Annotated in this window: 16 protein-coding genes; 4 read left to right on the top strand and 12 right to left on the bottom strand. The window is 62.5% G+C overall.

Annotated features, from left to right (window positions below):
- Positions 1–5: 5 nt before the first annotated feature.
- On the top strand, positions 6–746 hold the full coding sequence (cobA, locus tag KDB76_RS09165) for a uroporphyrinogen-III C-methyltransferase (RefSeq protein WP_023661728.1): 741 nt from the start codon (positions 6–8) through the stop codon (positions 744–746).
- A 182-nt stretch (positions 747–928) separates the two neighbouring features.
- Here cobA and KDB76_RS09160 read toward each other — a convergent pair whose 3' ends face one another.
- From KDB76_RS09160 to ppsA, 8 genes are all read right to left on the bottom strand, one after another.
- Positions 929–1,966, bottom strand: coding sequence for an OmpA family protein (locus tag KDB76_RS09160; protein ID WP_004376136.1), 1,038 nt, complete (start codon positions 1,964–1,966; stop codon positions 929–931).
- 111 nt (positions 1,967–2,077) lie between these two features.
- Positions 2,078–2,644, bottom strand: coding sequence for an RNA polymerase sigma factor SigX (gene sigX / locus KDB76_RS09155; RefSeq protein ID WP_033696348.1), 567 nt, complete (start codon positions 2,642–2,644; stop codon positions 2,078–2,080).
- 112 nt (positions 2,645–2,756) lie between these two features.
- Positions 2,757–3,581, bottom strand: coding sequence for a mechanosensitive ion channel domain-containing protein (locus tag KDB76_RS09150; RefSeq protein WP_004376138.1), 825 nt, complete (start codon positions 3,579–3,581; stop codon positions 2,757–2,759).
- Positions 3,582–3,583: 2 nt separating this feature from the next.
- On the bottom strand, positions 3,584–3,856 hold the full coding sequence (locus KDB76_RS09145; RefSeq protein WP_004376140.1) for a hypothetical protein: 273 nt from the start codon (positions 3,854–3,856) through the stop codon (positions 3,584–3,586).
- Between the two features lie 205 nt (positions 3,857–4,061).
- A complete protein-coding gene (locus tag KDB76_RS09140) occupies positions 4,062–5,057 on the bottom strand; it encodes a zinc transporter ZntB (protein ID WP_024086559.1) in 996 nt (331 codons plus the stop codon).
- Positions 5,058–5,084: 27 nt separating this feature from the next.
- A complete protein-coding gene (gene rraA, locus KDB76_RS09135; protein WP_013971668.1) occupies positions 5,085–5,576 on the bottom strand; it encodes a ribonuclease E activity regulator RraA in 492 nt (163 codons plus the stop codon).
- A gap of 219 nt (positions 5,577–5,795) precedes the next feature.
- Entirely contained in the window at positions 5,796–6,824 is a 1,029-nt protein-coding gene (locus tag KDB76_RS09130) for an alpha/beta fold hydrolase (protein ID WP_038409162.1), read from the bottom strand.
- Positions 6,825–6,890: 66 nt separating this feature from the next.
- Positions 6,891–9,266 (bottom strand): phosphoenolpyruvate synthase, encoded by a 2,376-nt coding sequence (ppsA, locus tag KDB76_RS09125; RefSeq protein WP_015269493.1) that lies wholly within the window; start codon positions 9,264–9,266, stop codon positions 6,891–6,893.
- A gap of 177 nt (positions 9,267–9,443) precedes the next feature.
- Here ppsA and KDB76_RS09120 point away from each other — a divergent pair, with 177 nt between their 5' ends.
- Positions 9,444–10,262 carry a pyruvate, water dikinase regulatory protein gene (locus KDB76_RS09120; RefSeq protein WP_024086557.1) on the top strand — a complete coding sequence of 273 codons (819 nt, stop codon included), beginning with the start codon at positions 9,444–9,446 and terminating at the stop codon, positions 10,260–10,262.
- A gap of 163 nt (positions 10,263–10,425) precedes the next feature.
- On the opposite strand, the gene KDB76_RS09115 is transcribed toward KDB76_RS09120, so the two are convergent.
- Positions 10,426–15,291, bottom strand: a complete 4,866-nt coding sequence (locus KDB76_RS09115; RefSeq protein WP_024086556.1) for an NAD-glutamate dehydrogenase — start codon at positions 15,289–15,291, stop codon at positions 10,426–10,428.
- Between the two features lie 274 nt (positions 15,292–15,565).
- Here KDB76_RS09115 and KDB76_RS09110 point away from each other — a divergent pair, with 274 nt between their 5' ends.
- Positions 15,566–15,919: a hypothetical protein gene (locus KDB76_RS09110; protein WP_013971664.1), complete on the top strand. Its 354-nt coding sequence runs from the start codon at positions 15,566–15,568 to the stop codon at positions 15,917–15,919.
- A gap of 142 nt (positions 15,920–16,061) precedes the next feature.
- Here the strand turns inward: KDB76_RS09110 and KDB76_RS09105 are convergent, their stop codons facing one another.
- Positions 16,062–17,390 carry an IS110 family transposase gene (locus KDB76_RS09105; RefSeq protein ID WP_038410380.1) on the bottom strand — a complete coding sequence of 443 codons (1,329 nt, stop codon included), beginning with the start codon at positions 17,388–17,390 and terminating at the stop codon, positions 16,062–16,064.
- Between the two features lie 386 nt (positions 17,391–17,776).
- Entirely contained in the window at positions 17,777–18,682 is a 906-nt protein-coding gene (locus KDB76_RS09100) for a LysR family transcriptional regulator (RefSeq protein ID WP_015269490.1), read from the bottom strand.
- A 124-nt stretch (positions 18,683–18,806) separates the two neighbouring features.
- On the opposite strand from KDB76_RS09100, the gene lysA reads away from it, so the two are divergent.
- A complete protein-coding gene (gene lysA / locus KDB76_RS09095; protein ID WP_024086555.1) occupies positions 18,807–20,039 on the top strand; it encodes a diaminopimelate decarboxylase in 1,233 nt (410 codons plus the stop codon).
- Between the two features lie 195 nt (positions 20,040–20,234).
- On the opposite strand, the gene KDB76_RS09090 is transcribed toward lysA, so the two are convergent.
- A complete protein-coding gene (locus KDB76_RS09090; protein WP_024086554.1) occupies positions 20,235–21,161 on the bottom strand; it encodes a LysR substrate-binding domain-containing protein in 927 nt (308 codons plus the stop codon).
- Between the last annotated feature and the right edge of the window lie 138 nt (positions 21,162–21,299).

Below are 21,299 nucleotides of genomic sequence, written 5' to 3'. Positions count from 1 at the left end.
CCCTGATGAATGCGAAAGTCTGGCTGGTTGGTGCTGGCCCTGGTGATCCGGAGCTGCTCACTCTCAAGGCTGTACGCGCCTTGCAGCAAGCCGCTGTGGTGATGATCGACGACCTGGTCAACCCGGCGGTGCTGGAGCACTGCCCACAGGCCCGTGTGATTGCCGTGGGCAAGCGCGGCGGCTGCCGCTCCACGCCGCAGGCGTTCATCCAGCGCCTGATGCTGCGCCATGCGCGGCAAGGGCGCTGCGTGGTGCGGCTCAAGGGCGGCGACCCGTGCATCTTCGGCCGCGGCGGTGAAGAGGCGCTGTGGTTGCAGGGGCATGGTATCGAGGTGGAAGTGGTCAACGGCATCACCGCCGGCCTGGCTGGCGCCACGCAATGCGGAATTTCCCTGACCTCACGGGGTGTGAGCCGGGGCGTGACGCTGGTCACGGCACATACCCAGGACGACAGCGAACTGAACTGGGCGGCCTTGGCCCAGGGCGGGACGACGCTGGTGGTGTACATGGGCGTGGCCAGGCTGGAGCAGGTGCGCCAAGGGTTGCTGGACGGGGGCATGGCACCGGCGATGCCGGTGGCGATGATCGAGAATGCCTCGTTGCCGCAGCAGCGGGAGTGCAGGAGCGATGTGCGGGGGATGGTCGAGGATGCGCGGGGGTTTGGCTTGCGTAGCCCGGCGATTTTGGTGATTGGGGAGGTGGTTGGGGAACAGGTGGTTCAGGAATTGGTGGCAATTGCTGGATGATGCGCTGCCTGCGCCGGCCCTTTCGCGGGTAAACCCGCTCCCACAGGGATTGTGCATGACCTGAAGGGTGCGGCGAACCTGTGGGAGTGGGTTTACCCGCGAAAGGGCCGGCACACACCACACAAATCCCAGACAAAGAAAAACCCGGCCGAGGCCGGGTTTTTCATGAAGCTTCAAACCAATTACTTGGCCTGGGCTTCTACCTGAGCTTCAACGCGACGGTTGACAGCGCGGCCTTCTTCGGTGGCGTTGTCGGCAACCGGACGGGTTTCGCCGTAGCCAACCGAATCAACACGGCTGGATTCTACGCCGTACTGCTGGGTCAGGACCTGCTTGACAGCGTTGGCACGACGCTCGGACAGCTTCTGGTTGTAAGCGTCTGGGCCGACGGAGTCAGTGTGACCTTCCACGGTGGTGGTGGTCTGTGGGTACTGCTTCATGAAGTCAGCCAGGTTCTTGATGTCGCCGTAGCTGTTTGGCTTGACGACCGACTTGTCGAAGTCGAACTTGACATCCAGCTCAACGCGAACGACTTCGGCAACAGCCGGGCAGCCATCAGCGTCAACGGTAACGTTGGCCGGGGTGTCAGGGCACTTGTCGACGTTGTCGCAAACGCCGTCGTTATCGGAGTCGGAGCACACTTCGGCAACTGGGGCCGGAGCGACTTCAGCTTGCTTCGGGCTACCGCCGAAGTTCAGACCAACACCAACGGTCGGGCCCCATTCGGTGTTGCCGTTGTCGATGTTGTACATGGCTTCTACGCCAGCACGGGCGAAGAACATGTCGGTGATGTACCACTTGGCGCCAGCGCCAACGTTGGCGAAGGTGGAGTGGTCGCGGCCGCTACGAGTAGCCTGGCCCAGGCTCTCGTGAGCGAAACCGGCGGAAACGTACGGACGCAGAGCGTCGCCAACGGTACCGAAGTGGTAGGTAGCGTCGAGCTTGGCCTTGGAACCTTTGATGTCTTTGTTGAAGACTTCACCACGAGCGTTGTGGGTCTCGTTGTAGCCGAGGTCCAGGGAAACGTCGTCGGTCAGGAAGTAGCCCAGGCGAACACCAGGATTGGTGCCGTCGTTCTTGAAGTTACGTTCGCTGTCGTAGTACTGCTTGGTAACGTTGCCTTCGATTTCCACAGCGCCTTGGCCTTGAGCCAGAACGCCGAACGAAGTAGCAGCGACGAGCGAGCCAATGGCCAAGCCCAAGGTGTTTTTCAATTTCATCCGTTAAATCCCCATCTGGTGATAGTTAAGCAGTCCCACCACAAACAAGGGGGACAACTCGACGGCAAGTCTAGCAGAACTCGCCGGTTCGTTAGAGATATTTGCACGCCACTAAGTTTCATCGAGGCCGGCAAATTTCTCCCGAAGCTTGTCTAGCGCGCGCTTGTAGCGCATTTTTGTCGCGCTCAGGCCCATGTGCATGATGTCGGCAATTTCCTGAAATTCCAGCTCTGCGACAAAACGCAGCACCAGGATTTCCCGGTCAATCGGGTTCACATGCACCAGCCACTTGTCCAGCCCGCCTTTTTCTTCCGGCTTCGGAGCCTTTTCTTCGGACGCCTCTTCGACAGGGTCCAGACTCAAGGCATCCATCAGCCGACGTTTACGGCGCTCCTTGCGGTACTGGGTAATGCATTCGTTGTAGGTGATGCTGTAGAGCCAGGTCTTGAACTTGGACTTACCCTCGAAGTTCTTCAGCCCGTACAGCACTTTCAACATGACTTCCTGACAGACATCGTCCGCGTCACGGTCGTTCCCCAGATAACGCGCACAGACGTTGAACAGGGTCCGTTGGTAGCGCCGCATGAGCTCCTCATAGGCGCGGGTAACGTGATACAGCTCTTCATGCGAACGCGCCACCAACTCTTCGTCGGTGAGCTCGCGGGGGTCATAACGCATGGGCGGCGAATGAACTTTATTCAAAACGGATCTGGCCGACAGTCAGGTCAATGTCGCCGCGCGACCCCGTGGGTCGATTTTCGCGGCGGCATACATTAACAGCTTTGTGCGGTTAGCGGCTATTGACTCGCTGCTCAAGCAACTCGCGATTGGACAGCGACACCAGTTCGCCATCATCGGTCAGCAGCGTCGTCTTGACCGTACCGATTTCCTCGATGTGCCCTTCGACCTCTCCAATTCGCACCTGCTGGCCCACCTGATAAAGTTCGCGCACGTAGATGCCGGCCAGGATCTGCCCGGCGATTTCGCGGCTACCGAGGCCCATTGCCAACGCAACGGCCAGACCAACGGTAATCAGCCCGATCACGATCACATGGTTCAGCAGGTCGGTTTTCACCTCCAGCTGGCTGATGGCCACCGAGATGCTGATGATGATCACCAGGCCTTGGGTGATACGGCCCAGGCCTGCCGAGTATTCCAGGCCGATGCCTTCGGCAGCGCCGCGTACCAGACCGTTGGCCACCTGGGCCAGCAGCACGCCGGCCAGCAGCACCAGGGCTGCGCCGAACACCTTCGGCAGGTAAAGGGCAAGCATGTCGAGGGTTGCCGAAACCCGCTCCAGGCCCAGCGACTCTGCGGCCGAGACCAGGAAGATGAGCAGCACGAACCAGTAGACGATCTTGCCGATCAGGGTGGAGATGGGTACCTGGATGCCGACCCGGCCAAGCATCTTGGTCAGGCCGGTGCCGGCCATCAGGCGGTCCAGGCCGAACTTGGCCAGCAGTTTGGACAGCAGCGTGTCGAGCAGCTTGGCCACCACGAAACCGAGCAGCACCACGACCAGCGCGCCGAACAGGTTGGGGATGAAGTTCGCTACCTTGGTCCAAAGGGCAGTCATGGCGGTGACCAGGCTCTGGGTCCAGAGATCGAGTTCCATATTCAATCGGCCTTATCTGCTTTGCTGCCGTTGGCAGCGTTGCGGGAAGAGTGTCGACGCACCGGCGCAACATGCGCCGCGCCATTGTTCACGGCGATCAGCAGCGCCTGGCTCCAGCGGCCAAGCAGGCTGAACAGATCGCCCGCGCCAACCTGGCGGTTGGCGGTTTTCAGTACGCGACCCAGGCAAGCGGCGTCGTCCCGGTCGTCCCGGTCATTGCCGGAGGGGGACGCCTTGAGCAGGTCGCGCAGGGATTCTTCAAACGGATCGTGCATGGGCACCTCGCGCAGTGTCAGTCAGAGACGAGATGGCCGGTCGATGGGTCACACATCGCATTGGGACGAGTGTTTCAAAATGAATGCGCGTCGGCTTCTTCGCGGGCACGCCCGCTCCCACAGGGATCCCACAGAACCTGAAGGCTGTGGTGTCCCTGTGGGAGCGGGCGTGCCCGCGAAGAGGCCAGAGCAGGTCAATCGACATCTATACCCACCGCAACCGCCGAAACAGCCACCACTGCCCCACCGCCAGCCCCAGCACGACGATGCAGGCGAACAGGAAACCATAGGGGTTTTCCGCCCCGGGGATGCCGCCGACATTGATGCCCAGCAGCCCGGTGATGAAGCTCATGGGCAGGAAGATGCAGGTGATGATGCCGAAGCGGTACATGGTGCGGTTCATGCGCTCGCTACGCCGGCGATCCTGGCTTTCCAGCACCAGCGCGGCACGTTCGCGGGTCAGTTCCAGCTCTTCGAGGTAGCGGATGAGGCTGTTGTTCAGCTCGTTCCAGTAATCGGCATCGGCATCGGCGAACCAGCTCCATTTGCTGCGCGACAACTGGGCGTAGATTTCCCGCTGCGGGGCAAGAAAACGCCGCAGACCGGCGGCACGCCGGCGGATCTGCTGCAGGCTGCCGTTCTCCGGGGTGTACCGTTCGTCGGATTCAACCTTTTCTTCCTCAATGTCGGCCAGTTCGGATAGGTCGCTGACCAGGCCCTGAACCTTTTCGGTGAGCAGTTCGCCCATCAGCAGCAACAGCTCGGAAGCCGATTTCGGGCCCCTGCCCTCTTCGAGCTTCTGGAGAATCTCGTCACTGGCGCGCAGCGGCCGCAGGCGCAGCGAGATGACCCGCTGCGCCTCGGCAAAGATACGCACCGAGACCATGTCTTCCGGCTCTGCACCCGGGTTGAGGTTGACCCCACGCAGGAACAGCAACAACTGTTCATCGGCCATGGGCAGCAGGCGCGGCCGGGTGTTTTCTTCCAGCAGCAGCTCGCAGGCGAACGCGCTCAGGCCGCTGTCGTGCAGCAGCCAGGTGCGGGTTTGCGGATGGCTGCGATCCCAGTGCAGCCACAGGCTTTGCTCGGGTTGCAGCTGCAGGTCGTCCAGCTCGGTACGGGCAATCGAGCGCGCGCCACCTTTGCCATCGAGCACCAGGGCGTGCACCAGCCCCCACTGCGCGTTGTCTTCCTCGAACATCAAAGCTCCATCAGCACGGGCGGCGCCTTACTCAGGCATTTTCAACGGGCTTGGCGAGACCAGCACGCCATTGTTGTCGGCATACACATACTCGCCCGGGCGGAAGGTCACCCCGGCGAAGGTCACTGGCACGTTGAGGTCGCCGATGCCGCGCTTGTCGGTCTTCATCGGGTGGCTGGCCAGGGCCTGCACGCCGACGTCGGTCTGGATCAACACGTCGACGTCACGCACGCAGCCGTAGATCACCAGGCCTTCCCAACCGTTCCTGGCAGCCTTCTCGGCGAGCATGTCGCCGAGCAGTGCGCGGCGCAGCGAGCCACCACCATCGACGACCAGGACCTTGCCCTTGCCATCGAGCTCGACCTGCTCCTTGACCAGCGAGTTGTCTTCGAAGCACTTGATGGTGACGATCTGGCCGCCGAACGAATCGCGGCCACCAAAATTGCTGAACATCGGTTCCAGCACCTGCACCAGGTCCGGGTAGGCATCACACAGGTCGGGCGTAACGTAATGCTGCATGGGAAGCTCCTGTCAGTCACAACGAAAGCGGGTATCGGCCAAGGCTACACCGTAGAGCCCATTGCAGTCATCCGGGACCAAGCAGTCAGTTGTGTTTTGCCTGTACCGGCCCTTTCGCGAGTAAACCCGCTCCCACAGGGTTTTCACTGCACCCGAGCCCTGTGCAATTCCTGTGGGAGCGGGTTTACCCGCGAAGAGGCCAGCACAGGCGCAACCCATTCAACCGACGGGCACAGGCTCCGCCACCACCGTGGATTCATGCACAGGCACCAGCGGATCCCGCAGCCAACGCTCCACCAGCGGCCACACCTGCACCTGCGCGGCCTTGCTCACCAGCATGTCGACATGCCCGAAAGCGTCGAAGCCTTCCTCGAGCCCCAGCCGCAGAAACTGCTTGCGCTCACCGCCGAATTGCTCGAACAGCTTGCGGCAGGCCCACACCGGGTCCTGGAAGTCCCCCGCACCAGCCACGGCCAGCAGCGGCACATCCACCTTGGCCAGCCCCGCCCACCAGTCGCTCTGTTTGTCGCCAAAGCGCCCGAACAGGCCATGCCAGCGCATGCTTTCCAGGGCCAGGCCGATCGGCTCATCCTCCGGCCCACGTTTGAAACGCGGCCCGGAAATCTGCCCCCAGCGCTTGAGCAGCAGCTTCGCCCCCCAGGCCAGCGGTGGCACCTTCAGCGGCCAGTACACGCGGCTGATCTGGGTACCGAACAGCGCCACGCTGGCCACCTGTTCGGCAGCCAGAAAGCCACCGCCCAGCGCTGCCGCCAGGGTCGTGCCGCCCAAGGAATGGCCGACCCAGTGCGGCGTCTGGCCCGACTGCTCGCGCACGAACGCGGCAATCAGCGGCAGGTCATCGCGGGCATAGGCGGCAACGCTGTTGTGCTTCCAGTCATGGTTGCGCGGCGACAGGCCATGGCCGCGCATTTCCGGGATCCACACATCGAAGCCGGCGCGGGCGAGATAGGCGCCCAGACCAACCCCTTTGGGGGAATACCAGAAGCGGCGGTTGGAGAAGCTGCCGTGCAAGAGAATGACCGGTACGCCCTGGGCCTGGCCCTGATCGGCCAGCCCCAGGCGGGTGACAGCCAGCTCGACGCTGGGGTCAGGGCTGTTGCCGGCCTTGATCCGGTACACGTCTTCGCTGAGGTCGCCGCGGCGTTCGGCACTGAGCAGGGCCACGGGGAATAGAGTACTGCTGCTTTGCATAAGGTTGCTTGGTGCACAAAAAAGGGCGGGTTCCATTGCTGGAGCTCGCCCTGGAGAAAACCAGGCGGGGGTACGCCAGACGTACCCCCGCGTTTTACTGCATCAGACCGCGCCCTGGCCTTCAGCCAGGTAGAACCAGGTTTCGAGTACCGAGTCCGGGTTCAGCGACACGCTGTCGATACCCTGCTCCATCAGCCACTTGGCCAGGTCCGGGTGGTCCGACGGGCCCTGGCCGCAGATGCCGATGTACTTGCCAGCCTTGTTGCACGCGGCAATGGCGTTGGCCAGCAGCTTCTTCACCGCAGGGTTACGCTCGTCGAACAGGTGGGCGATGATGCCCGAGTCACGGTCCAGGCCCAGGGTCAGCTGGGTCAGGTCGTTGGAGCCGATCGAGAAGCCGTCGAAGTACTCCAGGAACTCTTCGGCGAGGATGGCGTTGGACGGCAGTTCGCACATCATGATCACGCGCAGGCCGTTGTCGCCACGGGCCAGGCCGTTTTCGGCGAGCAGGTCGACAACCTGGCTGGCTTCACCCAGGGTACGCACGAACGGCACCATGATCTCGACGTTGGTCAGGCCCATCTCGTTGCGCACGCGCTTGAGCGCACGGCACTCGAGTTCGAAGCAGTCACGGAACGATTCGCTGATGTAGCGCGAAGCGCCACGGAAGCCGAGCATCGGGTTTTCTTCTTCCGGCTCGTACAGCTTGCCGCCGATCAGGTTGGCGTACTCGTTGGACTTGAAGTCCGACAGGCGCACGATGACCTTTTTCGGGTAGAAGGCCGCAGCCAGGGTGCTGATGCCCTCGACCAGCTTCTCGACATAGAAGCCTACCGGGTCGTTGTAGCCGGCGATGCGCTTGTCGACGCTGTCCTTCAGGTCGGCTGGCAGGCCGGCGTAGTTCAGCAGCGCCTTGGGGTGCACGCCGATCATGCGGTTGATGATGAACTCCAGGCGCGCCAGGCCGACACCGGCGTTGGGCAGCTGGGCGAAATCGAAGGCACGGTCCGGGTTGCCGACGTTCATCATGATCTTGAATGGCAGGTCGGGCATGGCGTCGACCGAGTTCTGCTTCACATCGAAGCCCAGCTCGCCCTCGAAGATGAAGCCGGTATCGCCTTCGGCACAGGACACAGTCACACCCTGGCCGTCTTTCAGCACCTGGGTGGCGTTGCCGCAACCGACCACGGCCGGAATGCCCAGCTCACGGGCGATGATCGCCGCGTGGCAGGTACGCCCGCCACGGTTGGTGACGATCGCGCTGGCGCGCTTCATCACCGGTTCCCAGTCCGGGTCGGTCATGTCGGAGACCAGCACGTCGCCCGGCTGGACCTTGTCCATTTCCGATACGTCGTTGATCACGCGGACCTTGCCGGCGCCGATGCGCTGGCCAATGGCGCGGCCCTCGACCAGAACGGTGCCCTTCTCTTTCAGCAGGTAGCGTTCCATGACGTTGGCGCTGGAGCGGCTCTTCACCGTCTCGGGGCGCGCCTGGACGATGTACAGCTTGCCGTCGTCACCGTCCTTGGCCCATTCGATGTCCATCGGGCGCTGGTAGTGCTGCTCGATGATCATGGCCTGCTTGGCCAGCTCGCTGACCTCGGCATCAGTCAGGCAGAAGCGCGCGCGCTCGGCGCGGTCCACTTCGACGGTCTTGACCGAACGGCCGGCCTTGGCTTCTTCGCCATAGACCATCTTGATCGCCTTGCTGCCCAGGTTGCGGCGCAGGATGGCCGGGCGGCCTGCCTGAAGGGTGTTTTTGTGCACGTAGAATTCGTCAGGGTTGACCGCACCCTGCACCACGGTTTCGCCCAGGCCGTAGGCGCCGGTGATGAACACCACGTCGCGGAAGCCCGACTCGGTGTCGAGGGTGAACATGACGCCGGCGGTGCCGGTTTCGGAGCGGACCATGCGCTGCACGCCGGCGGACAGGGCCACCAGCTTGTGGTCGAAGCCCTGGTGCACGCGGTAGGCGATGGCACGGTCGTTGAAAAGCGAGGCGAACACTTCCTTGGCCGCGCGGATCACGTTGTCGACGCCGCGGATGTTGAGGAAGGTTTCCTGTTGGCCGGCGAACGAGGCGTCCGGCAGGTCTTCGGCGGTAGCCGAGGAACGCACGGCAACGGCCATGTTGTCGTTGCCGGCAGCCATTTCGGCGAAGGCCGTACGGATTTCCGAATCCAGACGTGCCGGGAAGTCGGCTTCCATGACCCACTGGCGAATCTGCGCGCCGGTCTTGGTCAGGGCGTTGATGTCATCCACATCGAGTGCGTCGAGCGCGGCGTGGATACGGTCGTTGAGACCACTCTGTTCGAGAAAATCGCGGTACGCCTGCGCCGTAGTGGCAAAGCCGCCCGGCACCGATACACCAGCACCTGCGAGGTTGCTGATCATCTCGCCCAGGGATGCGTTCTTGCCCCCCACATGCTCCACATCATGGACGCCGAGCTTATCGAGGGAAACTACGTACTCTACCAAGGTGATCTCTCCACTAACTGTGTTGGAAAAGCTCAATGGCGCCCGCCTGCCTTCGTTGACTTGGCCGGACGCTTGTGGCCTGTACCTGGAAAATAAGTGAGAATGCCGACAGCCGCATTCGGCAAACCGAACTTATCATATCCAAGAAACGTCATCAGCTTAAGGCCCAGATCGCAAATGAAACGAACCGCGTTCTTCATCTCCGACGGCACCGGCATCACCGCCGAAACCCTGGGCCAGAGTCTGCTCGCTCAATTCGAGAGCATTCCGTTCAATAAATTCACCCGTCCCTACATCGATTCGCCGGAAAAGGCGCGGACCATGGTCCAGCAAATCAACGCTGCGGCCGAGCGCGATGGTGTACGCCCGATCATCTTCGATACCATCGTCAATCAGGACATCCGTGAGATCCTGGCTACCTCGAATGGCTTCATGATCGACATCTTTTCTTCGTTTTTGTCCCCGCTCGAACAGGAATTGACTGCCCATTCGTCGTATTCGGTCGGCAAATCGCACTCTATCGGCGGCAATTCCAACTACATGGAACGCATCGAGGCGGTGAATTTCGCCCTGGACAATGACGATGGCGCACGCACCCACTACTACGACAAGGCCGACCTGATCCTGGTAGGCGTATCGCGCTGCGGCAAGACCCCCACCTGCCTGTACATGGCCATGCAGTTCGGCATCCGCGCCGCCAACTACCCGCTGACCGAGGACGACATGGAGCGCCTGCAACTGCCGGCGGTGCTGAAAAAGCACCACAACAAGCTGTTCGGCCTGACTATCGACCCCGACCGCCTCACCGCCATCCGCCACGAGCGCAAACCCAACAGCCGCTATTCCAGCTTTGCCCAGTGCGAGTTCGAAGTGCGCGAGGTGGAAAACCTGTTCCGCCGGGAGAACATTCCCAACATCAATTCCACGCATTTTTCGGTGGAAGAGATTTCGGCGAAGATCCTGGTGGAGAAAGGGGTGGAGCGCAGGTTCAAGTAAGCCGGTACCGGCCTCTTCGCGGGCGCGCCCGCTCCCACAGGTATCGCACAAGACTAAAGGTCGGTGGGGACCTGTGGGAGCGGGCATGCCCGCGAAGGGGCCAACACAGGAATACAAAAAAGCCCCGGCATCACTGCCGGGGCTTTTCATTTCAGCTCATGGCTCAGGACGGCACCACCGCCGCCTGCCCGCTCATGGCCAGGTCGACCAGCTCGCGGTTGGCCACCGCGTACATCGCATAATCGGTACCCGTTGCATTGCGCAGGTCATCCAGCATGGCGCGCCAGCGCTCCACCATCACCCGGTGCTGCTCGGCCCACAGCGCCACGCGGGCGTCCATGTCTTCCGGTGCATCGGCCATCTGCAGTACCGAGATGGTGATCGCCCGCTGCTGCAGGTCGATGTCGTCGCGGAACGCCTCGCGGGCCAGCGCCTGCCAGTTGTTCTCCACCGGCAGGTTGCTGATTTCCTGCAGGTACCAGGTCAGGTCCAGTGCGCTGCCCACGGCGAAGAACGCCTTGGCCACCTGCGCCGGGTCATGGCCGGTAACGTCCGAAGCCTCGATGATCGGCAACAGGGTGTACAGGTGGGTAGTACCAGCCACCATGCGCGCCAGCAACTCCGGCACACCAGCCTCGACGAAGCCTTGGTAGCGCACCATCCAGCGCTCGCGGGTCGGGCCTTCGAGCAACTCGTCGAGCTTGAGCCCCAGTTGCGCGATCTTCGGCCCGAAGTGCGCGGTGTCGCGCCCGGCGTCCTGCTCGTTGCGGCGGCTGCGCAGGAACCAGCGGGTGGCACGACGGCCCAGGCGCATCAGCTCGTCCATCAGGGTCAGCTGGATTTCCGCCGGCACCTGGTAGTCCAGAGCCTCGATCTGACGGAACCAGTGCGGCAGGTGGAAGATGTCGCGCACGATCACGTAGGCCCCGGCCACGTTGGCCGGGCTCATGCCGGTCGACTCCTTCAGGCGCTGGACGAAAGTGATGCCCATGTTGTTGACCAGGTCGTTGGCGATCTGGGTGCTGACGATTTCGCGCTTCAGGCGGTGGCGGCGCATGGACTCGGCGAATTTGCTGACCAGCGACGGCGGGAAAGCGGTTTCCATGTCGCGGGTCAGGTAGTCATCGTCCGGCACCAGCGACTTGAGCAGCTGTTCCTTGAGGTCGATCTTGCTGTACGAGATCAACACCGACAGCTCGGCGCGGGTCAGGCCCTGGCCGGCGGCCAGGCGCTCGGCCAACTGCTCTTCGGACGGCAGGAACTCGATGGCACGGTCCAGCTTGCCACGGGCTTCCAGGTCGGCCATCAGGCGCTTGTACTCGGCAATCCGCTCGCGGGCGCGGCGGGCCGCCAGCGACAGCGCCTGGGTCTGCTTGTAGTTGTTGCCCAGCACCAGCCCGGCCACTTCGTCGGTCATGCTGCCCAGCAGCTGGTTGCGCTGCTTCTCGGTCATGTCGCCACCCTGCACCACTTCGTTGAGCAGGATCTTGATGTTGACCTCGTGGTCGGAGCAGTCCACGCCGCCGGCGTTGTCGATGAAGTCGGTGTTGGTGGCGCCGCCATGCAGGCCGAACTCGACCCGGCCAAGCTGGGTCATGCCCAGGTTGCCGCCCTCGCCCACCACCTTGCAGCGCAGCTCGTTGCCATTGACCCGCAGCGCGTCGTTGGCCTTGTCGCCGACATCGGCGTGGCTCTCGGTGCTGGCCTTGACGTAGGTACCGATGCCACCGTTCCACAGCAGGTCTACCGGTGCCTTGAGCAGCGCATTGAGCAGCTCGGTCGGGGTCAGGCGATCGGCTTCGATGGCGAAGCGCTCTTTCATCTGCGGGCTGATGGCGATGCTCTTGGCACTGCGCGGGAAGATCCCGCCGCCTTCGGACATGATGCTGGTGTCGTAGTCGCTCCAGGCCGAGCGCGGCAGGTCGAACAGGCGCTTGCGCTCGGCAAAGCTGGACGCAGGCTCCGGGTTCGGGTCGATGAAGATGTGCAAGTGGTTGAACGCCGCCACCAATTGCAGCTTGTCGGACATCAGCAGGCCGTTGCCGAACACGTCGCCGGCCATGTCGCCAACGCCAATGACGGTGATCGGGTCTTCCTGCACATTGATGCCGCGCTCGCGGAAGTGGCGCTGCACGCCCACCCAGGCGCCGCGCGCGGTAATGCCCATCTTCTTGTGGTCGTAACCGGCCGAGCCACCCGAGGCGAAGGCGTCGCCCAGCCAGAAGCCGTAGTCGATGGCGATGCCGTTGGCGATGTCCGAGAAGGTCGCGGTGCCCTTGTCGGCCGCCACCACCAGGTACGGGTCGTCATCGTCATGGCGTACCACGTTGGCCGGCGGCACCACGCCACCGTCCTTGAGGTTGTCGGTGATGTCGAGCAGGCCGGAAATGAAGATGCGGTAGCACGCCACGCCTTCGGCGGCGATCTCGTCACGGCTGCCGCCCAGCGGCAGGCGGCGCGGCAGGAAGCCGCCCTTGGCGCCGACCGGCACGATCACCGAGTTCTTCACCTGCTGGGCTTTCACCAGGCCCAGCACTTCGGTGCGGAAGTCTTCCTCGCGGTCGGACCAGCGCAGGCCGCCGCGGGCGACGTTGCCAAAGCGCAGGTGCACGCCTTCGACCCGTGGCGAGTAGACGAAGATCTCGAACTTGGGCACTGGCTTAGGCAGTTCGGGGATCAGCTTGGGGTTGAACTTGAAGCTGAAGTACGACTTGTTGTGGCCGTTGGCGTCCGGCTGGTAGAAGTTGGTGCGCAGGGTGGCCTTGATCAGGTCCAGGTAGCGACGCAGGATGCGGTCTTCGTTGAGCACCTGCACGTCGTCCAGCGCGGTCAGGATAGCTTGCTCCAGGCGCAGTTGCTTGTCATCCAGGTCTTCCTGGGTGAGCTTGCGCGCCAGGTAGAAGCGGGTCTTGAACAACCGGGTCAGCTCGCGGGCGATGTCGGTGTGGTTGTTCAGGGTACTGGCGATGTAGCCCAGGTCGAAGCCCAGGCGAATCTGCTTCAGGTAACGGGCGTAGGCGCGCAGCAGCGCCACGTCGCGCCATGGCAGGCCGGCTGTCAGCACCAGACGGTTGAAGGCGTCGTTCTCGGCATCGCCGCGGACGATGTGGATGAAGGCATCCTGCAGGGTGTCATTGAGCTGCTGGATGTCCAGGCTCAGGCCTTCGCTGTAGGTGAAGGCGAAGTCGTGGATCCAGTAGCCGCGGCCACTGGCATGGCGCAGGCGGTACGGGAACTCGCCGAGTACGCGCAGGCCAAGGTTCTCCAGGATCGGCAGCACGTCGGACAGCGCCAGCGGCGTGTCGGCGTGGTACAGCTTGCAGTGCAGGGTGCGTTCCCCGACCTGGGTCAATGGCTGGTAGAAGCTCATCGCCAGCGGCTTGCTTTCCGACAGGTTCAGCACGTGCTGCAGGTCGACCACTGCCGAGTGCGCGGCGAAGCGCTCGCGGTAGCCGGCCGGGAAACCTTTGGGGAAGTCAGCGAGGATGTTGGTGCCCTGGGCTTCGCCGAAGTTCTCGATCACCAGTGCCGAGTAGTCGTCATGCCACGAACGGCAGGCCTGGATCACTTCGCGTTCCAGCTGCTGCGGGTCGATATCGATGCGGTTTTTCGGGTCTACCCGCAAAATCAGCTGCACACGGGCCAGCACCGATTCGGAGAAGAAGGTCCAGAACTCGCAGTCGCTGGCCTTCAGGCGCTCCATCAGCACCTGCTGGATCTTCTGCCGCACTTCAGTGGAGTAGATTTCCCGCGGTACATAGGCCAGGCAGTAGCAGAAGCGGCCGTACGGGTCCTTGCGCAGGAACACGCGGATCTTGTTGCGTTCCTGGATCTGCACGATCGACATGACGGTGCTGAACAGCTCGTCGACCGGGGTCTGGAACAGGTCGTCGCGCGGCAGTACTTCCAGTACCTGGGCCAGTTCCTTGCCCAGGTGGGCCTTGGGATCGAAGCCCGAGCGGCGCTCGACTTCGGTGACCTTCTGCCGGATATAAGGGATGGCATGCACGCTTTCACCGTACACCGACGAGGTGTACAGGCCCATGAAGCGGTGCTCCTTGATCACCTTGCCATTGGCGTCCAGCTGGCGGATCGACACGTAGTCCGGGTAGGCCGGGCGGTGTACGCGGCTTGGCAGCGCGGCCTTGGCGAACGACAGCAGCAGCGGTTCGTTGAGGTAGGCCACGGCGTAGTCTTCGATGCGCAGCTCGTCGCTCGTCAGGCCCACGCGCAGGCGGCGCGGCAGGCCGAGGAACGACTGCTCGTCGTAGACCATCTGGCCGCCATCGGCGTCGCCCTTGACGGTGAATTCTTCATAGCCCAGGAAGGTGAAGTGGTTGTCCAGCAGCCACTCGAGGAAAGCCTTGACCTCGCCCTTTTCGTTCTGCGCCGGGCCAAAGGCGGTCTGCTCCACCTCCGCAACCACTTCACGCAGCTTGGCCTTCATCGGTTCGAAGTCGGCCACCACCACCCGCACCTCGGCCAGCACCTGCTCGATCTCGCGGGCCAGTACCGTCAGCTCGGCGGCGTTGGCGCAACGGTCGATCTCCAGGTACATCAGCGACTCATGGCGTACGCCCTCGCCTTGGGTGCCCTTGGGCAGCAGTTCAAGCAGCTCGCCCTTGGCGCCGCGGCGCACACTGAGCACGGTGGTCTGCAGGGTGTGGATGCTGTAGCCGCGGCGGTTGAGCTCGGTGCGTACCGAGTCGACCAGGAACGGCAGGTCGTGGTGCAGCACTTCGACCACGCTGTGGGTCGATTGCCAGCCATTACGCTCGTAATCGGGGTTGTACACCCGTACTTGCGGGTATTCGGGGTCGAAACGCTCGATAATGCGCCAGGCTGACAGGGTGCAGCCGGCCAGGTCGGAAAGCCTGCGTTGGGTGAGTTCGTCCAGAGAGATGATGCCGAAGAACTGCTCGGCGAACAGCGCAACTTGTGGTAGGGACTGTTCGCTGATGTGCTGCGCCAGGGCCGCTTGCAGTTGATGCTGGAAGTCGGCTTTGCTGGCTGCGGTGAAGAACGCCATCTGTGGTACTCCGCTTGGGCTTTGTAATAATTGAAGCGTCGCTGCGTGCGCCGTCTACGGATCAACGATAGCCAACCCGTGGCAAGGCGGACGGTAAAACCAGGCGTTGAACGTGCGCAGGCACGCCCAGGGCTCGCCGAAGCTTAACGACTGATCGGTCATCAAGGCTTGCAGCGCTGCGACAATTTCGGTCAAGGGGCGGTAACTTTACGTTTATGCCTGTCGGCAAGACTGTCAGAATTCCCTTCCGTTTCCTTTGATCCGAGCCTTGTCCATGCAAATCAATACTGCCCTGCTGTTCGCCACCCCTTGCGATGACGAGGAAGACAACATGGCGACCCTGTGCTGCCACAGCGACAAGGGTCAGATGTTCCTGCTGACCCGCTACCCGGACGAAGACACCGTCGACCTGACCCTGGATGACGAGCCGTCGACGCTGGATGGGCTGAAAGTGACCCTGAGTGCCAAGCGCCTGCTGATCGAAGTGGCGGCGGGCGACCGGGATGCGCTGAAGGGGGATGAGGTGCTGGAGATCAACCTGACCAGCGAGTTGAGTGACATGGATGAAGTGAAGGAAACCCTGGAGAACATCCTGGCCGGGACCGGCACCTTCGTCTGCGAGCTGTGACGAACTGAATACCGGCGCGATCACTGTGGGAGCGGGCATGCCCGCGAACACCGGCACAGCCGGTGCCATCCATCGCGTCGCCTGCTTCGCGGGCGCGCCCGCTCTCATCAAACAAAATGCAACCCGCTGTTTTTTAAGCACCTTAGGCTGCCACCAATTGATATCCCAGCTTTCGGGCTTTGCGAAGCAAAGCCCGAAGCTGTCGGTCTTGGCTTTTGGCTTCGAATGCTTCGAGCCCCTGTTCAACATAAGTCTGTTTTTTTGTCAGCAGTGTGTAGACCAGTCGAGCCAGTTGGTGTGCAGTGGCTTTGATGGCGCAACTGGTGTCCATGCGAGTCAATCTGGCTCGATGCGATGCCCCGATGAAACCCTTGTCGTTGCGTGCATTTGAAGCGGCCTGCTTGAGCGCCTGTGCCGCTCGGTTAATGACCTTAGGACCGCCCCCTGATAGCTGGCGGCCGCCTGAGATACGAGTCGGCGGGGCCAACCCTAGCCAGGAGCAAAAGTGCTGGGATGATGGAAATCGTGAGAGATCAGAGCCGATCTCTCCCGCCAGCACCAGGGCGGTGTCCACGCCAATTGTTGGAATAGCGGTCAAATCGACCCCTAGCACCTGCCAGAGGGCTTGGTGTAGCGCTGCCTGTTGAGCGCTCGTCCGGTGTGGGCTTCGCAGCGCTTTCCTGGGTGGTTGTGGTTCATGCTCTAGTACGGGTAGTTGTTCCAATGCCTTTCCGATGACGGCATCGCATTCAGCGATCTGTTGCTCAAGAAAGTCATAGGCTGCGAGCTCCTGCGCCAATGCATGCAGGTGCTCTCGTCGCCAATTGCCATGCAGGCTACGCGCAATGGTGTCTTTACCTGCCTTGATGCGGCCATCGGTCAGCTCAGCCAATCGAACAGGATCTCGCTCACCCGCGATGATTGCTCGCAAAATTCTCATGCCCGTCACGCCTGAAATATCACTGATGACATTGGCCAACTGGATGTTCATTTGGCTCAGTGCCTTCTGTATCCGGTTCAAGGTTTGAGCCTGGTCTTTCACTTTGAAAGCCCGTTGCCTGACCAGTGAGCGAACGCAGCATGTTGGGTCGCTTGGGCGAAAAGCGCCTCGCAAGAGACCATGAGTCATCAGTTGCCAGATCCATTGGCAATCCAGCACGTCAGACTTGCGTCCAGTTATTTGCCGGGTAGCTCGGGCATTAACAAGATAGACCTCGAATCCCCGTTCGCTGAGGATTTCGTAAATCGGAATCCAGTAAACGCCTGTGGACTCCATGGCTACGACCTTGATGGCCAAGCTATCGAGCCAATCGGCCAGCTTGTACAAGTCGTCGGTAAAGGACGTGAATGACTGAACGGCGTTCTCGTACTGGGGATCAACCGCGACAAAGTGTTCTCGACTACCTACATCAATCGCAGCGCAGTCGGGATGAACGATGGTGAAGCGTTGCTTGGAAGGCTTGCGCGCCATGGTGAATACTCGCAGGATAAAGGGCGCGCGGGGCACACGGTGGCGAAAGGGTTCACTCTCTCATACGTGGTCACAGCTGATTCAGCTGATGCCTACAGGGACTTCACGCCGATACCGTGCGGATCACTCTCCCACGCGGGTGTGCTGACACACACCAGTGCTGGCTACGATCTCTGTCCCGCGCGCTCAAACCCTAACAAAGCGAAAGGCGGCTGGCCCTAATAGGCCAGCCGCCTTTTCTTTTTCAAAATGTCAGCGCTGCCACAGATCTGAAGTCATGCGCCTCATGTTTGCTGCGCGACAGCGCAGCCCGGAAGGGCTGGGTGATCTCCCACAGTGATCGCGCCAGTTTTTAGGTTTTGTGCAAGGCAGTTCCCCCACAACGATCATGCCAGCGCCTGCTGCATCTCCCGGGCCTGCACCCGCAACGCCTGGCAAAACGGCTCCACCGCCGCCGACGCCGGCCGGTGGTCCGGCCTGATCAGCATCACCTGATACGGCACCGACACCCGCAACCGCCGAATTGGCAACCCGCCCTGCGCCGCCTCCAGGCCGCTCAGCGGGTTGATGATCGCCACCCCCAGGCCTTGCCTGACCATGGCGCACACCGAGGCAGCACTGGTGGTCTCGATGACCGTGCGGCGGTTCACCCCTGCCGCGCGAAAGTGCTGGTCCAGGCGCTGCCGGTAGGTGTCCAGGCTGGCCAGGTTGATGAAATCGACCTCATGGAAATCGCTCAGCTCCAGCTCGGCCCTGGCCTGCAACGGGTGCCCGTCGGGCAGCACGCACACCATGTTGGCGCTGAACAGCAATTCGCCGTAGGCGCCACGCGGTATCTGTTCTACCTCGGTCAGGCCCAGGTCATGCTGCTGGGCAACCAGTGACTCCTCCAGCAACGGCGACTCCTGCGCCAGGATACTCACGCTCACGCCCCGGTGCTGCTGGTGAAAGCGCTGGCAAGCCTTGGGCAGCAAAGTCTGGGAAAACAGTGGCAGGCAGGTAATGGCCAGCCGGCCCTGCTCGAAATTGCGGATGGCCTGGGCAAAGCGGTCGATGCGCTCCAGCCCTACGTAGGCCCGCTCAACCTCCTCGATCAACAGCAGCGCCTGGGCCGTCGCCACCAGGCGGCCACCTTCGCGCTCGAACAGGTTCAGCCCGGTTACCTGCTCCAGCCGCGCCAGTTCGCGGCTGACGGTGGGCTGCGAGGTGAACAGCAGGCGCGCCGCACCGGTGACGCTGCCAGCGGCCATGATGGCGCGGAACACTTCGATATGGCGGACGGACAGTTTCACGGGCAACACCTGGCAAGTCGGTAATGGTCATATCAGATATGAATGGCTGACAGAAAAATAGCTATTTTTCTGAATTCCTGCTTTGGCTCATTCTCGTGGCCTTCCTTATATGAGTAGCGCCGCCATGACTGCACCCTTCACTCTTCTGGCCGAGGCTGTCCGCCAGCACGGCTCGCCGCTGTGGGCCTATGACGCCGGCACCATCGCCGAGCGTGTCGAACAGCTGAAGGTGTTCGACACCGTGCGCTTCGCCCAGAAGGCCAACCCCAACCTGCATGTGCTGCGCCTGATGCGCGCCCACGGCCTGGTGCTGGACGCAGTGTCGCTGGGCGAAATGGAGCGGGCCTTTGCCGCGGGCGCCAGCGTGGATGGCGACCCTGCCGGCGTGGTGCTGACCTGCGACGCACTGGACCGGCCGACCCTGGAGCGGGTGGTGGCCTCGAAGATCGAAGTCAACGCCGGCTCCATCGACATGCTGCGCCAACTGGGTGAACGCTCGCCCGGCCACCGCGTGTGGGTCCGCATCAACCCCGGCTTCGGCCATGGCCACAGCCGCAAGACCAACACCGGCGGCGAGAACAGCAAGCACGGCATCTGGCACGAAGAGCTGGGCGAAGCGCTGGCCTGCGTGAAAGCCCATGGCCTGCACCTGGTAGGGGTGCACATGCACATCGGCTCGGGGGTGGATTACCAGCACCTGGAGCAAGTGGCCCGCTCGATGATCGAGCTGATCGGCCGCCTGGGCGTGGACATCGAGGCGTTCTCCATTGGCGGCGGGCTTTCCACCCCGTACCGCAGCAGCGACACGCCGGTCGACCTGCAACGCTACGCCCGGACCTGGGCCGTGGCCCGCAAGGAAATCGAAGCGATGCTGGGCCACCCCGTGCGCATGGAGATCGAGCCGGGGCGCTTCCTGGTGGCGGAATCGGGCTACCTGGTGGCCGAGGTACGCGCTGTGAAGCAGGTGGGCCGCAACACCTTCGTCATGATCGACGCCGGTTTCAACGACCTGATGCGCCCGGCGATGTACGGGGCCTACCACCGCATGACCCTGCTCGACGCCGACGGCCAGCCGGTTGACCGCCCACGGCAGCCGACCGTGGTGGCCGGGCCGCTGTGCGAGTCGGGTGATGTGTTTACCCAGGATGACCAGGAACTGACCCCGCACGACCTGCCCCAGGCGCAGGTGGGTGACCTGCTGGTGATCCACGACGCCGGGGCCTACGGCGCGTCGATGTCGTCGAACTACAACAGCCGGCCGTTGCTGCCGGAGTTCCTGATCGAGGATGGGGCGCTACGGATGATTCGCCGCAGGCAGACAGTGCAGGACCTGCTGGGCCTGGAGGCGGGCTTCTAGATACCGTTTTTCATGCGCTGTCGCGTAGAGAACTGAATTCGCAAGCGGTACGCGTACATTGTGGGAGCGGCTTTAGCCGCGAAGAACCCAACGCGGTGCATGGCACCGGCTGCGCCGGTGTTCGCGGCTAAAGCCGCTCCCACGGGGGCCGTGCCAATTCAATGAGTTATGTGCAGTTCCATGATAGGCGTGTGGCTAGGCCCCCATCAGCCCCTCGCGCACACCGCCCATGTAGTGCTCCAGGCGGCCACGCAACCAGCGTTCGGCAGGGTCGCTGTCGGTGGTACCCAGCCAGACCATGGCCAGTTCCAGCGCCGTGGTCTCGAACGGCAGGTGCTCGGCCTGCAGGTTGCCCCAACGCTCCATGCCCTGCGCGGCATAGTCCGGGCAGCAGGCCAGCAGGTCGGTACCGGCCAGAATCGCCGGCAGTGAACTGAACTGCGGCACCGACAACACCACCTTGCGTTGGCGGCCGATCTCTTTCAGCCAGTCATCGACCACACCCTGGGTATTGGCGGTGGGTGAGACCTGAACGTGCGGGCGGGCGCAGAACTCATCCAGCGTCAGCGGCGTGGCGGACTTGTCGGCCCGCACTACCCGGCCCTGCATAGTGCGCAATACCTTGCGCTTGGCATTGGCCGGCAGCCCACGGGTCTGGCTGATCCCGACCGTCACGTCGCCCGCCGCCAGCAGGTCCGGAATGCGCCAATAATCGACATGCTGCACGACCACCACCACATTCGGCGCTTCCACTCGCAGCGCCCGCAGCAGTGGCGGCAACAACCCCGACTCGACGTCATCGGACAAACCGATGCGGAAGGTCATCTTGCTGGTCAGCGGGTCGAAGTCGTGGGTCAGGCTGAGGGCGACGGACATGGCATCCAGTGCCGGAGTGAGGTACTTGATCACCTCTTCGGCCCTGGCCGAGGGCTCCATGCGGTTGCCCACACGGATCAGCAACGGGTCGTTGAACATCGTGCGCATGCGGGCCAGCGCAGCGCTGACCGTGGATTGGGCGACGAACAGTTTCTCTGCGGCACGGGTGATGTTGCGCTCCTGCATCAGCGCTTCGAACACCACCATCAGGTTGATATCGGCTTTGCGCAGTTCGTTTCGGTTCATTGGCGCTCCCGGCCGTTCTTGTTGTGCGGGTTCAATTCCAGCATCGATGTGGATTGCAGTCGAGCCCATCGATGGCACGGGCTTCGCCCATGTTCGCGGGTAAACCCACTCCCACAGGTACGGCGCCGGGCTCGAGGG

Origin of the sequence: Pseudomonas sp. JS425 (genome assembly GCF_018223845.1) — a bacterium.
Classification (GTDB): domain Bacteria; phylum Pseudomonadota; class Gammaproteobacteria; order Pseudomonadales; family Pseudomonadaceae; genus Aquipseudomonas; species Aquipseudomonas asiatica.
This window is presented reverse-complemented; position numbering and strand designations above follow the sequence as displayed.

Excerpts from the sequence above, each read along its gene's own strand:
- cobA (WP_023661728.1), top strand. The coding sequence starts at position 6 with ATGAATGCGAAAGTCTGGCTGGTTGGTGCTGGCCCTGGTGATCCGGAG.
- KDB76_RS09090 (WP_024086554.1), bottom strand. The coding sequence starts at position 21,161 with ATGAACCGAAACGAACTGCGCAAAGCCGATATCAACCTGATGGTGGTG.
- KDB76_RS09140 (WP_024086559.1), bottom strand. The coding sequence starts at position 5,057 with ATGTTCGAGGAAGACAACGCGCAGTGGGGGCTGGTGCACGCCCTGGTG.
- KDB76_RS09145 (WP_004376140.1), bottom strand. The coding sequence starts at position 3,856 with ATGCACGATCCGTTTGAAGAATCCCTGCGCGACCTGCTCAAGGCGTCC.
- KDB76_RS09105 (WP_038410380.1), bottom strand. The coding sequence starts at position 17,390 with ATGGCGCGCAAGCCTTCCAAGCAACGCTTCACCATCGTTCATCCCGAC.
- KDB76_RS09120 (WP_024086557.1), top strand. The coding sequence starts at position 9,444 with ATGAAACGAACCGCGTTCTTCATCTCCGACGGCACCGGCATCACCGCC.
- rraA (WP_013971668.1), bottom strand. The coding sequence starts at position 5,576 with ATGCAGCATTACGTTACGCCCGACCTGTGTGATGCCTACCCGGACCTG.
- lysA (WP_024086555.1), top strand. The coding sequence starts at position 18,807 with ATGACTGCACCCTTCACTCTTCTGGCCGAGGCTGTCCGCCAGCACGGC.
- sigX (WP_033696348.1), bottom strand. The coding sequence starts at position 2,644 with ATGCGTTATGACCCCCGCGAGCTCACCGACGAAGAGTTGGTGGCGCGT.
- KDB76_RS09160 (WP_004376136.1), bottom strand. The coding sequence starts at position 1,966 with ATGAAATTGAAAAACACCTTGGGCTTGGCCATTGGCTCGCTCGTCGCT.
- KDB76_RS09150 (WP_004376138.1), bottom strand. The coding sequence starts at position 3,581 with ATGGAACTCGATCTCTGGACCCAGAGCCTGGTCACCGCCATGACTGCC.
- KDB76_RS09130 (WP_038409162.1), bottom strand. The coding sequence starts at position 6,824 with ATGGAACCCGCCCTTTTTTGTGCACCAAGCAACCTTATGCAAAGCAGC.
- KDB76_RS09110 (WP_013971664.1), top strand. The coding sequence starts at position 15,566 with ATGCAAATCAATACTGCCCTGCTGTTCGCCACCCCTTGCGATGACGAG.
- KDB76_RS09115 (WP_024086556.1), bottom strand. The coding sequence starts at position 15,291 with ATGGCGTTCTTCACCGCAGCCAGCAAAGCCGACTTCCAGCATCAACTG.